The 12,144-nt window shown below is 70.5% G+C and carries 14 protein-coding genes; 10 read left to right on the forward strand and 4 right to left on the reverse strand.

What is annotated here, in order from left to right; genetic code table 11:
- Positions 1-41 precede the first annotated feature (41 nt).
- The 7 genes from Aut01nite_RS27475 to Aut01nite_RS27505 all read left to right on the forward strand — a co-directional run bounded on the left by Aut01nite_RS27475 (position 42) and on the right by Aut01nite_RS27505 (position 5,213).
- The gene (locus Aut01nite_RS27475; RefSeq protein WP_052163399.1) at positions 42-812 is read left to right on the forward strand and encodes a class I SAM-dependent methyltransferase; all 771 of its coding nucleotides are present in this window, start codon (positions 42-44) and stop codon (positions 810-812) included.
- 135 nt (positions 813-947) lie between these two features.
- A complete protein-coding gene (locus tag Aut01nite_RS27480) occupies positions 948-1,346 on the forward strand; it encodes a Fur family transcriptional regulator (RefSeq protein WP_152628565.1) in 399 nt (132 codons plus the stop codon).
- 141 nt (positions 1,347-1,487) lie between these two features.
- A complete protein-coding gene (locus Aut01nite_RS27485; RefSeq protein WP_043523718.1) occupies positions 1,488-2,474 on the forward strand; it encodes a metal ABC transporter substrate-binding protein in 987 nt (328 codons plus the stop codon).
- A 1-nt stretch (position 2,475) separates the two neighbouring features.
- Positions 2,476-3,231, forward strand: coding sequence for a metal ABC transporter ATP-binding protein (locus tag Aut01nite_RS27490; protein ID WP_043523609.1), 756 nt, complete (start codon positions 2,476-2,478; stop codon positions 3,229-3,231).
- Positions 3,228-4,115, forward strand: coding sequence for a metal ABC transporter permease (locus Aut01nite_RS27495; protein ID WP_043523608.1), 888 nt, complete (start codon positions 3,228-3,230; stop codon positions 4,113-4,115). The genes Aut01nite_RS27490 and Aut01nite_RS27495 overlap by 4 nt, the downstream gene beginning before the upstream one ends.
- Entirely contained in the window at positions 4,099-4,935 is an 837-nt protein-coding gene (locus Aut01nite_RS27500; RefSeq protein WP_043523607.1) for a metal ABC transporter permease, read from the forward strand. Before Aut01nite_RS27495 ends, Aut01nite_RS27500 begins: the two co-directional genes overlap by 17 nt.
- Entirely contained in the window at positions 4,932-5,213 is a 282-nt protein-coding gene (locus Aut01nite_RS27505) for an ArsR/SmtB family transcription factor (protein ID WP_043523606.1), read from the forward strand. The genes Aut01nite_RS27500 and Aut01nite_RS27505 overlap by 4 nt, the downstream gene beginning before the upstream one ends.
- Before the next feature lie 38 nt (positions 5,214-5,251).
- Here Aut01nite_RS27505 and Aut01nite_RS27510 read toward each other — a convergent pair whose 3' ends face one another.
- The 4 genes from Aut01nite_RS27510 to Aut01nite_RS27525 all read right to left on the reverse strand — a co-directional run bounded on the left by Aut01nite_RS27510 (position 5,252) and on the right by Aut01nite_RS27525 (position 9,168).
- A complete protein-coding gene (locus Aut01nite_RS27510; RefSeq protein ID WP_043523605.1) occupies positions 5,252-5,503 on the reverse strand; it encodes a type B 50S ribosomal protein L31 in 252 nt (83 codons plus the stop codon).
- Entirely contained in the window at positions 5,504-6,775 is a 1,272-nt protein-coding gene (locus Aut01nite_RS27515) for a CobW family GTP-binding protein (RefSeq protein WP_043523604.1), read from the reverse strand.
- 241 nt (positions 6,776-7,016) lie between these two features.
- Positions 7,017-7,946: a GTP-binding protein gene (locus Aut01nite_RS27520; RefSeq protein ID WP_052163397.1), complete on the reverse strand. Its 930-nt coding sequence runs from the start codon at positions 7,944-7,946 to the stop codon at positions 7,017-7,019.
- Positions 7,930-9,168, reverse strand: coding sequence for a GTP-binding protein (locus Aut01nite_RS27525; protein WP_043523602.1), 1,239 nt, complete (start codon positions 9,166-9,168; stop codon positions 7,930-7,932). Before Aut01nite_RS27525 ends, Aut01nite_RS27520 begins: the two co-directional genes overlap by 17 nt.
- Before the next feature lie 465 nt (positions 9,169-9,633).
- Here Aut01nite_RS27525 and Aut01nite_RS27530 point away from each other — a divergent pair, with 465 nt between their 5' ends.
- The 3 genes from Aut01nite_RS27530 to Aut01nite_RS27540 all read left to right on the forward strand — a co-directional run.
- Entirely contained in the window at positions 9,634-10,278 is a 645-nt protein-coding gene (locus Aut01nite_RS27530) for a choice-of-anchor M domain-containing protein (RefSeq protein WP_043523601.1), read from the forward strand.
- Positions 10,279-10,292: 14 nt separating this feature from the next.
- A complete protein-coding gene (locus tag Aut01nite_RS27535; RefSeq protein WP_083998611.1) occupies positions 10,293-10,967 on the forward strand; it encodes a choice-of-anchor M domain-containing protein in 675 nt (224 codons plus the stop codon).
- Positions 10,968-11,105: 138 nt separating this feature from the next.
- On the forward strand, positions 11,106-12,144 hold a 1,039-nt coding region (locus Aut01nite_RS27540; protein WP_239124616.1), incomplete at its 3' end, for a choice-of-anchor M domain-containing protein.

Raw genomic sequence — 12,144 nt, forward strand, 5'->3', positions numbered from 1 at the left:
TCTGCTGGCCGATCCCGATCGCCCGCACCCCGAGGTAGCCGATGTCGTCTCTCCCGGAAGCGTCCCTTGCCGCACCGAGCCTGGACCGGCCGGTCGTCGACCGGTTGCGCTCCGGCTGGGACGAGGTGATGGCCGGGTTCCTGCCCGCGGCGCAGAGTGGTGAGGCCGCGATGCTCACCGTCGCCGAGGCGGTGTGCGGCGGCCCGCCTCGCCGTGTGCTCGACCTGGGCGGCGGCCCGGGAGTCTTCGCCGAGCGGATGGCGACGCGCTGGCCCGCCGCCGACGTCGCCGTGCTCGACCTCGACCCGGTGCTGCTCGCGCTCGCCGCGGCGGCGGCCGGCGACCGCCTGACGCTGCACCGTGGGGACCTCGAGGCGTCCTGGTGGGCCGATCTCGCCGCCGCCGGGCCCTACGACCTGATCACCACTGTCATGACCATTCACTACCTCGCCGCTGATCAGGCGCGGGCCCTCTATCGGGCCGCCCGTGCCCTGCTGAGTCCCGGCGGCCTGCTCGTGGTCGCCGACCTGATGCCCGAGCCCGCGCTGACCGGCGTCATGGACCGGCTGCACCCGGCAGTCGACGAGGCCGTCGCCGGGCTGGCGTGGACGCGCTGGTGGGACCAGTTGCGGGCGGACGCGTCACTGGAGCCGCTGATGAGCGAGCGGGCATCGCTCCTGCGTGATCGAGTGCCGGCCGAGTTCACCCCGCCGGTCGACTGGCACCGGGCCGCTGCCCGTGATGCCGGTTTCGGTGAAGCCGGTGTCGTGTGGCGGTGGGGTGCCCATGCCGCGCTCGCCGCCGTGGCGTGAGCCGCGCGATGTGCCGGCCCGACGCCGGCCTGCCCTGGCCCACCGCTCACCGATGGGCCGTTCGTATGCTCACCATTGCATAATTGCGGGACTGCCGCGGCGCCCGCGCGGCCATATCGTGACGGAGCAGACGCCGTGAAGACCGTGCCGACCGCGACCCGCAGCACCCGCCAGCGTGCGGACATCCTCTCCTTGCTGCAGGAGGTCGATGGGGCCCGCAGCGCCCAGCAGCTCTACCTGATGCTGCGTGAGCGCGACGTCAAGGTCGGTTTGACCACCGTCTACCGCACCCTGCAGATGCTGGTCGACGCCGGCGAGGCGGACACCACTCGTCTGCCGGGTGGCGAGCAGTTGTTCCGGCTGTGCAGCCCGACCCACCACCACCATCTGGTGTGCCGGACCTGCGGCAAGACCGTCGAGGTCGACGGCCCCGCCGTGGAGCGATGGACCGACGAGGTGGCCGCCGAGCACGGTTTCACCGACGTCGGTCACACCATCGAGATCTTCGGCACCTGCCGGGACTGCGCCGCCTGAGTGTCCGTCCGGCATGTCCCGATCCGCACCGTCGTCCGGCGTGCGCGGGCGCGCCGTCCCCCATACATCGTCAATTTGCCATTAGACGATACTTTTTGACAACGATTATCGTTTCGCTCCTCAGTGACAGGAGTGAGATCGATGAAGCACGGTCGTTTGTCCCTTATCGTGGCCGCCGCAACCCTGCTGGCCGGCTGTGGCGCCGAAGCCGCCACCGACAACCCGCCCGCCGCGGCGGCGCCGAAGCTGGCTGTCGTCGCCACCACGCCCGAGGTCGCCGACTTCGTCCGCAGCATCGGTGGCGACGCGGTGGCCGTCACCCAGATCCTCAAGCCCAATGTGGATCCCCATGACTACGAGCCCACCCCGGCCGACCTGCAAGCCATCGCCGGCGCGAAGCTTCTGGTGAAGAACGGGGTCGGCCTCGAGGAATGGCTCGACCGCACCATCGAGTCCGCCGGCTACAAGGGCCCGGTCGTCGACTCCAGTCAGGGCGTGACCCTGCGTGAGGGTGGGCACGAGCACGAGGAGGGCGAGGAGGAGCACGCCGGGGAGGAGCCGAAGGAGGAGCACGCGGGCGAGGAGGAGCACGACCCGCACATCTGGCACGACCCGCGCAACGCCAAGACCATGGTGACGAACATCCAGAAGGGTCTCGCCGCCGCCGAGCCGGCCCAGGCGTCCGCGTTCGCGGCGAACCTCACCACCTACTCCGCCGAACTCGACAAGCTCGACGCCGAGAACACCGCCGCCTGGGCGAAGATCCCGGCCGCGGACCGCAAGCTGGTCACCAACCACGACGCGTTCGGCTACTACATCGCCCGCTACGAGCTGAAGTTCGTCGGCTCGGTCATCCCCAGCCTCGACACGTCGGCGGAACTGTCCGGCAAGCAGCTCACCGACCTGGTCGCCAAGATCAAGGGCGCCGGCGTCAAGGCGATCTTCGCGGAGAGCTCGCTGCCGCCGAAGACCGCCGAGGCGATCGGCCAGCAGGCCGGGGTCAAGGTGGTCGCCGGTGAGGACGCGCTGTTCGGCGACAGCCTCGGCGAGCCGGGCACCCCGGAGGGCACCTACCTGGGCGCCCAGCGGCACAACACCAAGACCCTCGTCGACGCGTTGGCCGGCTGAGATGACCTCCGCTGCTCTGCGCTACACCGGGGTCAGCGTCGGATACCAGGGCACACCCGTTCTCACCGGAGTGGACCTGGAACTGCAAGCAGGGCAGCGGCTCGCCCTCGTCGGCCCGAACGGCGCCGGCAAATCCACGCTGATCAAGTCGGTTCTCGGCATGTCACAGGTTCTCAGCGGTTCGGCGAACGTTCTGGGGCGTTCGCCGGCCGCGGCCCGGGGACTCGCCGGTTACGTGCCGCAGACCGACACCCTCGACGCCGACTTCCCGGTGAGCGTCCGGCAGGTCGTCATGATGGGCCGCTACCGGCAGCTCGGCTGGTGGCGGCCCACCCGCCCGGCCGACCGCCGCGCGGTCGCCGACGGCCTGGAACAGGTCGGGCTCGCCGACCGGGCCCGGCACCGGTTCGGCACCCTCTCCGGCGGTCAGCGCCAGCGGGTGCTGCTGGCCCGCGCGATCGTCGCCGAGCCGCGGCTGCTGCTGCTCGACGAGCCGTTCAACGGGGTCGACGCGGTCAGCCAGGAGGCGATCGTCCGGGTGCTGCGGGAGCTGAGCGCCGCCGGCACCGCCTTGATCCTCAGCACCCACGACCTGGCCGTCGCCCGGGACCTGGCCGACCTGGTCTGCCTGATCAACGGCCGGCAGTGGGCGGTGGGCGCGCCGGGCGAGACCCTCACGGCCACGGCCCTGCGGCAGACGTACGCCCATGCCGCCGTCGACCTGGCCGACGGCCGGATGGTGCTGGTCGAACCGTGATCGAGCCGTTCACCGTACCGTTCATGGCCCGTGCCCTCGCCGAGATCGCGCTGCTGGCGGTGATCTGCGGCCCGGTCAGCGTGTTCGTCTTCGCCCGCCGCCTGGCGTTCGTCTCCGACGCGCTCACCCACACGGTGTTTCCCGGCGTGGTCATCGGTTTCGTCGCCGCGGGTCTGGAGGGCGTGTTCGCCGGCGCGCTCGTCGCCGGGCTGCTCACTGCCGTGGTCCTGACCGTCCTGACCCGCGGCGCCAAGGTGTCCGACGACGCGGCCACCGCCGTGGTGCTGACCGCCATGTTCTCGATCGGCGTGGTCCTGGTGTCGCGGCGTTCCTCCTATACGAGCGATCTGACGTCGTTCCTGTTCGGCCGGCTGCTGACCGTCACGGGTCGCCAGTTGGCCGAGACCGCCGTGCTGGCCCTGGTGATCCTGGTCGGGCTGCTGGTCGGAGCCCGTGCGCTGATCTTTCGCACCTTCGACCCGGTCGGCGCGAGCGCGGCCGGTTTCCGGGTCGGCTGGATCGACCTCTGGCTCAACGTCATCCTGGCGCTCGTGGTCGTCGCCGCGGTCCGCGCGGTCGGCACCATCCTGGTGGTGGCGCTGCTGATCGTCCCGGCCGCGGCCGCCCGCATGGTCACCGGCCGGCTCGCGGTCATGGCCGTCCTCGGCGCCGGGCTGGTTCTCGCCGCCGGCTACACCGGGCTGCTGGTGAGCTGGATCGCTTCCGTCGACCATCAGGTGTCGCTGCCGTCGGCGTCCGCGGTGGTCCTGGCGCTGGTGCTGTTCTATCTGCTGCTTCTGCCGGTGCGGCTGTGGCGCGACCGCCGGGGCGCCACCGTGCCGATCCCGGCGCAGAGGAGGTCGCCGCATGAACTGGTTCGATGACGTGATGCACCGGGCCGTCGCCGAGGTGGTGCTGGTCGGAGTGCTGACCGGCCTGGTCGGGGTGCACGTGGTGTTACGGCGGCTGTCGTTCTTCACCATGGCCCTGACGCACGCCACCTTCCCCGGCGTGGTGGCCGCCTCCATCCTGGGCATGAGCCTGCTCGTCGGCGGGATCGCCAGTGGAGCGGTGATCGCGCTGGGGGTGGCGGCCCTGAGCCGCCGCCGGGGTCAGGACGCCGCGGCGGCCACCGGTGTGGTGCTCTCCGGCGGGTTCGCGCTCGGCACCGCGCTGGTCGCCACACAGAGCGGCTTCAGCCGCGACCTGTCGTCGTTCCTGGTGGGTTCGATCTTGACGGTCGGTGTGGCGGATCTGGTCGCCACCACGGTGGTGCTCGTGGTGGTCGCGACGCTGCTGGCGATCTGTGCGCGTCCGCTGCTGTACGCCGGGTTCGACCCGGCCGGCGCGCGTGCCGGCGGCCTGCGGATCGGCGTGTGGGACGTGGTCCTGCTGCTGATCATCGAGGTCGTGGTGGTGACCGTCGTCCCCGCGGTCGGCACCATCCTGGCGCTGTCGTTGATCGTCGCCCCGGCGGCCGCGGCACGGCTGTGGTCGGACCGCCTGGCCGTGATCACCGGTCTGGCGGTGGTGTTCGCCGTCGGCAGCGGCCTGGCCGGTCTCTACGCCTCGAGCCGGTGGAACGTCGCTGCCGGCGCGGCGATCTCGCTGGCCGCGACCGCGGTCCTGCTCGTCTCCTGGGTGCTGGTGCGTCTGACGCGACCGGCGGCCCGTCCGGCGAGCCGGGAGGCGGTGGCGGCATGAGCCCGGAGGACCTGGACCGGGCGGTGGAGGTGCTGCGCGGGATGGCCTATCAGATCCGGTTGCACATCCTGGTGCTGCTGCGTGACGGGGAGGCGACGCCCGCGCAACTGTGCGAGGCGACCGCCGTGCACCCCACCGTGGTGTCACATCATCTGCGCAATCTCGCCCATGCCGGTCTGATCCGCCGGACCCGGCGTGGCCGGCACGTGTATTACTCGCTGCCGGGAGACGCCACCGGCAGGCTGCTCGACGAGATCGTCAGCTTCGTGGCCCGCTGACCGGGGGCGGCACTCATAGGTGCCGCCCCCGGGTGTCGTCATCTCGCTTTACGGGCGTACTTGGCGCGGAATTTCTCGACGCGGCCGGCGGTGTCGAGCAGGCGCTGCTTGCCGGTCCAGAAGGGGTGGCTGGCGGCGGAGATCTCGACGTCGATGACGGGGTAGGTGTCGCCGTCCTCCCACTCGACGGTCCGGTCGCTGTTCGCGGTCGATCGTGTCAGGAAGGCGAAGCCGGCGCTGCGGTCGCGGTAGACGACAGGGTGGTAGTCGGGGTGGATGCCGGGTTTCACTTACTTCTCCTCGGTGGTGGTGTCGCCGGTCAGCGGGAAGCAGCCGGCGAACGGGTCGGGCAGGGCGCGCCAGCTGTCGAAGCCGTCGGCGAGTTCGGCGTCGGTGAGCAGGCATGCGGTGAGCAGGCCGGTGATGGCCTCGTGGTCCAGATGCAGGCCGATCAGGGCGAGGACGGTCCGGCGGTCGCCGTAGTAGGGGTCCCAGTCGAGGTCGGCGGCGAGGCGGCGTTCGTCGCTGGTCTCGGTCCAGCGTTCGAGGGGTAGCGCGGCGAGCCAGTAGCCGAGGGTGCCGAGGCTGACGCCGCCGCCGGCGAACTCGAAGGCCAGGGCGGTGTCGGGCTGGCTGGCGATCCACAGTTGCCCGCGGCCGCGCAGCAGCTGCTCGGTGAGGTCTTCCAGCGCGTCGTGCAGGCGTTGCGGGTGGAACGGGCGGCGCGAGCGGAAGACGAGGGAGGTGACGCCGTGGCCGCCGTCGGGGTCGTGCACGGCGATCGGCCGGCCTTCCAGGGCGAGGCCGAGCATGCCGGGGCGGGCCGGATCGTGGCGGCCGGTGCCGCGCACCATGTCGGCGAGGCCGGTGCAGTCGAGGTGCGTGGAGGTGCCGACGGACACCTGGATCGACCACGGGGCGAGCCGGTGCACCAGGGTGCCGAGCCGGCTGAGCTCCAGGGCGTCGGTGTCGGGGCGGCTCCACAGGATGACGGTGTCGCTGAACTCGACCTGGTGGACGACCACCTCGGCGACGGCGCGGTGATCGTCGTCGGCGGCGTGCAGATCGCGGTCGCTCAGGTCGTCGGGGCTGGCCAGGTCGTCGAGGAAACAGTCGGCGTCGACGACGGTGACGTAGGAGTCGAACCGTACGGTCTCGGTCACCGGCACCCCGTCGATCAGGCAGTGCGAGCAGGCCGCCGCCACGGCCTCCGGCTCGACGGCCGGCGGCAGCACCAGCAACAGGTCACTGCCGGGACGCTCACGAGCCAGCCGGACCACGGTGGGCAGCACGTCCTCGCGCAGCGTGCAGGAGACACAGCCGTGCACCAGCTCGACGGCGGTGTGCTCCAGCACCGCGGCGGCGGACTCCACCGTGCGGGTGATCAGCCCGTGCCGGATGCCGGTCAGGTCGTGGCGGATCGCCAGCAACTCCTCGTCGGCGATCAGCAGGGCCCGGGCGGCGGCCTGGACGGCGCCGGGGGAGAAGCCGGACAGCACGGTCACAGCGGGCCGGTGATCCACGGGCGGGCGTACGGCGGAGGTGATCGGGTTGGCACTCACGCCATCATCCTGACGGATCCAGCCGATAATGACAACGGTTTTCATTATAGAGTTGCGACATGTCTGTCATCGGTGAAGTGACAGGCGCCGCGCTCCGCGGTCTCGCCGGCCGGCTGTGCCGGTGCGGCACAGGTCCCGAAGATCTCGATGCGGTGATCGATGTCCCGGAACCCGCGCCTGGCGGCGACCGTCGTCGCCCATCGCGCGTGAGCGAGGCCCTGTTCCACGCGGGCACGGCGGATCAGGCGTCCGCGGCCGCCGAGGCGGGATAGGCGCGGCGGAACGGGTCCGGCAGCCGCCGCCAGTGTTGTTCTCCGCGGGACAGCTCGTCGTCGGTGAGCAGGCAGCCGGCCAGGGTGCGGTGGATGCCGACCGGGTCGATGTCGATGCCGGTGAACGCCAGGTGATGATGCCGGTCGCCGTAGTACGGATCCCACTCCAGATCAGCGGCGAGACGGCGTTCCGTGTCGACCTCGTCCCAGTGTTCCTCCGGGAGCTCGGCCAGCCAGCCGCTGTGCGGGCCGATGCCGAGCCCGCCGGCCGATTCCCACGTCATGACGAGATCGGGACGGCTGGCGAGCCAGAAATGCCCGCGGGATCGCAGCACGCCGTGGGTGATCTCGTCCAGGGCGTCGTGCAGCCGGCCCGGGTGGAACGGGCGGCGGGCGCGGAAGACGCAAGAGCTCACCGCGTGTGAGGGGACCGGCTCGTGGACGCCCACCGCGTACCCGCGCAGCCCTCGGGTGATCGGGTCGATCGGATGGGTGCGGCCGCGTACCGCGGTGAACGGGTCGCCAGGGCGCAGGTGGACCGCCCACGGCGCGAGCCGCCGCAGCAGCACCCGTAGCTGTTCGGTCTCCCAGTCGTCGTCGAGTCGCCCGGTCAGCAGGACGCCGTCGGCCTGCTCGATCTGCCGGGCGACCAGGTCGCCGATGCTGCGCCCGTCACTGTCGTCGTGGTGCGGGTCCAACTCGTGCAGGAGCCGGTCGTCGGTCAGGCCGTCGAGCAGCAGATCGGCGGGGACGACCGTGACGACCGCCGGATTCGGTCTCCCGGCCGTGCGTGTCCGATCCGGCTCGACGGTCTCGGGCAGGACCGCGAGCGGTCCGGCGACGTCGCTGGTGGCATGGGGCCAGAAGCCGCAGATCATGAGCTCAGTGCTGGTGGGCATGAGGCTCCATGTCGTCGAGTGCCCACTGGGGGAACGGGTCGGGCCAGGTCTGCCAGGTGTCCGCGCCTGCCGCCAGTTCCTCGTCGGTCAGCAGGCAGCGGCGTAGTCCTTCGCGCAGTTCCTCCGCGGGGAGCCGGACCCCGATGAAGACGAGTTCCTGGCGCCGGTCGCCGAAGACCGGGTGCCACAGCTGTTCGAGGTCGGCGCGTTCCTCCGGGTCGTCGGGCCACTCGCCGGAGACGGCGACCGGCACGCCGGCCGGATCGCATCGGCCGTGGGGGCCGGCCTGCGACCAGAGGCCGATCATGCCGGGCCGGGTGGCCAGCCACAGGAAGCCCTTGGAGCGCAGGACGCCGTAGTCGGTGACCGCGGTGTCCAGCAGATCCCACAGCCGTTGCGGATGGAACGGCTCGGCGGCGCGGAACAGCAGGCTGCCGATGCCGTACTCGATGGTCTCCGGGATGTGGTCGCCGTTGAGTTCGGCGACCCAGCCGGGCGCGGTCTCGGCGGCGGCCATGTCGAAGCTGCCGGTGTCCAGCAGGTCGGCGGGGGAGACCCGGCCGAACGTCGAGCGGATCTGCCGGGCGCGCGGGTTGAGCCGGGTCACCAGCGCCTCCACCCGGGCGAGCTCCACGTCGGTGACCAGGTCGGTCTTGTTGATCACGATGGCGTCGGCGAACTCGAGCTGGTCGATGAGAAGGTCCGCGATCGTACGGTCGTCGTCCTCGAACGCCGCCAGGCCGCGCGCTTCGAGGGCCTCGCCGGCGTTGATCTGCGCGATGAGGTGGGGTGCGTCGACGACCGTGACCATGGTGTCGAGCCGGGCGATGTCGGCGAGGACCCGATCCTGTTCGTCGATGCCGAGGGCGAAGGTGGCGGCGACCGGCAGGGGCTCGGAGATGCCGCTGGACTCGATGATCAGGTAGTCGAAGCGGCCCTGCCGGGCGAGGTCGGCCACCTCGCCGAGCAGATCGTCGCGCAGGGTGCAGCAGATGCACCCGTTGGTCATCTCGACCAGGCGTTCCTCGGTACGCGACAGGGCGCCGCCGTCGCGGATCAGGGCGCCGTCGATGTTGATCTCGCTCATGTCGTTGACGATCACCGCGACGCGCAGACCGTCGCGGTTGGCAAGGACGTGGTTGAGCAGGGTGGTCTTGCCGGCGCTGAGGAATCCGGACAGGACGGTGACCGGCAGCCGTTCGGGTGTGGTGGTGCTGCTCATCGCGGGTCGGTCACCTGCCGGCCGGGGCAGGGGCAATGGGCCAGGCGGGGGCGGCCGCCTTCCATCGGGCGCGGCGGTGGCGGGTGTCGGCGCGTGCGGTGCGCCGGTGCGGGACGGCCATGGGTGTTCCTTCGGCACGACGGGAAAGACTGACACGCACATATTGTTGGAAACGGTTTTCATTGTAAAGTCGTGGGCGCATCGGGTTGCGCGACATCCGGCACTCCTGACCGACAGCGGGACCGCCGGATGCGTTCCGCCGGGGCCCGGCGGACAACGGCGTCCGCCGGGCGCGTCCCGTACCGGCCCTCGCGCAGGTGGCTGCCCCGTTCTGCGGCGGACATCGATGCGCGGCTCTCCGGCTGGGCCATGAGGTAGACGGCGATCACTATTGACGGCCAGTCGAAAATGAATACCATTCCCAACTAGCGCCGCTCAGGCGCCTGCTGATGAATGGGAGTGCACATGCGTATTGGCCTCAAGGCGCTGGTGACGGTGCCTGCGCTGCTGGCGGCGGTGGCAGTGGCGACTCCGGCGCAGGCCGCGCCGATCGCGCTCTCGGAAGGTCATGTCGACGTGGTCGACGTGGCCTATGAGGGCGGCCAGTTGGAGATCGCCATCCACGACGAGGAGACCGACACCGAGTACGAGCCGTCGGACGTGCTGCTGGTGGTCAAGAAGGAGTCCGCGACACCGGTTCCCACCGACCCCGCGTTCAGCTTCCTCGGCGCGCCCGGCGCAACCGTCTACGTGCTGCCGGACACCGAGACCGAGGGCCTGCTGTTCCCTGGCCTGGCCGCCGAGGAGGTCGAGCCGGGAGTCTTCCTCGACGACCAGGTGACGATCCGGTTCAAGCAGGTCGTCGGGCCGGACGGAGTCAGCCTGTTCGGCTACCACCCGGACGGCTCGCCCAACAAGCGCGTCGACAGTGAGGACGGCCTGCCGGACGGCATCGTTCTGGGCGCGGGCGCCCACGCGCACACGAACTGGGCCTTCGAGAAGGCCGGCAAGTACTGGATCAAGGTGGACGCCACCGCGAAGCTCGCCTCCACCGGCGCGACCGTGACATCCCCGGCGACGTGGCTCACGTTCCGGGTCGACAAGAACTGAGCAGGGAGAAACCGATGAAACTGTTGTCCCGCATGCTCGCCGCCGCGGCGGCGGCCACTCTCGGCGCTGTGGCGTCGGTGACGATGCTGTCCGGCCCGGCCCTCGCCGCCACCTACAGCACCGGCCACATCGACATCCTGGATCTCGACTACGAGGGCACCGCCCTCTCGCTGAACGCGAAGACCTATGCCGGGGTCACCCCGGTGACCGACGACCTGTCGCCGAGCGGCAACGTCTTCCGCGTCCTGTCGTCGTGGACGACGACGGTCCCGTCCGGCTCGAGCTGGTCGTGTCTGGGCCCGGCGGGGTCGACGATGTATGTCCTCCCGCAGGACTACGACGCCGCCAAGCTCTACCCCGGCTGGAACACCGAGGACGTCGCCTCGGCGCAGGGCCCGGTCAAGCTGGAGCTGGTCAGTGCCACCTCCAACCCGCCGGGCGGCCGCTTCACGCTCTACACCACCGTGAAGAGTGGCCTGGTCGTCGTGCCGACCTTCCGGCTGAACAGCAACACCGCCGCCGGGTGCAACCTGCCGGTGTGGCCGGGTGGCATCAGCGCCGGCGGGCACGGCCACAGCAACTTCGCGTTCTCTCAGCTCGGCACCTACACCGTCACCTTCAAGGCCACCGCCCAGAACGGGTCCGGGGCCACCACGGGCAACGTCGTCTACACCTTCCAGGTCGGCTGACCGTCGCGTGAGCCGGCTCCGCCGCCGGTGACCGGATCCGGTCCGCCGCCGGCGGCGGAGCCCCTTGACGATTTAATGAAAACGAATATCATCTGCGAGCGATGCTGGCATCGACGCCGATGGAATGAGGACTCTGTGATGCGACCCCTGGCGTTGCGGCAGCCCGGCGCCCGGCGATGGCTCGCTGCCGCGGGGGCGACGACTCTGCTGTTCCTGGCCGGCTTCGGCGGGATGGTGAGTACGCCGGCTTCAGCGGCACCGCTCAGCGGGCAGAAGCGCGTGATCAACGACACGCACGCCGACGTGGTGAGTGTGCACTGGGTCGACGGTCGGCTGGAACTCAAGAGCAAGGTTCAGGAACCGGGTGGGCAGAGCACCTACCTGGATCCGGCTGGTGTGGTGTTCCAGCTTCGCGAGACACCCGAGACGAAGGTGGAAGTGCCGCCGGACGCTCCCTACTACGACTTCCTCGGCCCGCCCGGAACGCAGGTCTGGCTCGCGCCGAACGTGCAGGTCCCCGGGGTGATCTGGGCCGGATTCGAGAATCAGGGCATCCCTCCGGGCACGTTCGTCGAGGACATGTCCACCGTGCGCCTGCGGAACGTGCAAGGTCCCGGCCGGTTGGAGATCTTCGGTGACAACTCGGACGGCACGCCGCTGCGCAGGTTCTCGTCCACCGATCCGGCGTACTCCACGTTCGCGATGGCCAACACGCACGTCCATTCCACCTGGGCCTTCACCGCTCCGGGGTGGTACACGGTCACCTTCGACGTCAGCGCGACCACGCTCGATGGAACCGAGGTGCGGTCGGAGCCGGTCGACTTCACCTGGTACGTCGGGGGTGACGTTGCCGCTGACCTGGTGCCGATCGCGACCTCTGTCGGCTTGACGGTCAGCCCGCAGGAAGGACAGGCCGAGGACCGGTACACCTTCACCGCTCGGGTGACGCCCGCGCAGGCTGACGGGTGGGTGGAGTTCTTCGACAACGGTGTCGGCATCGCGGAAGGCCCGGTCGACGACGGCGTGGCCACGGCGGGAATCGAGAACCTCGCCGTCGGCGCTCACCAGATCACCGCGCGTTTCGTCCCGGCCTACGACAACCATTACGCGGCCGCGACGTCGGAGGGGGTGACAGTCGCGGTGACGTCTGGCGGGCCGACCACCGGTCCGACGACGA

The sequence above is a fragment of the Actinoplanes utahensis genome (assembly GCF_016862455.1).
Classification (GTDB): Bacteria; Actinomycetota; Actinomycetes; order Mycobacteriales; family Micromonosporaceae; genus Actinoplanes; species Actinoplanes utahensis.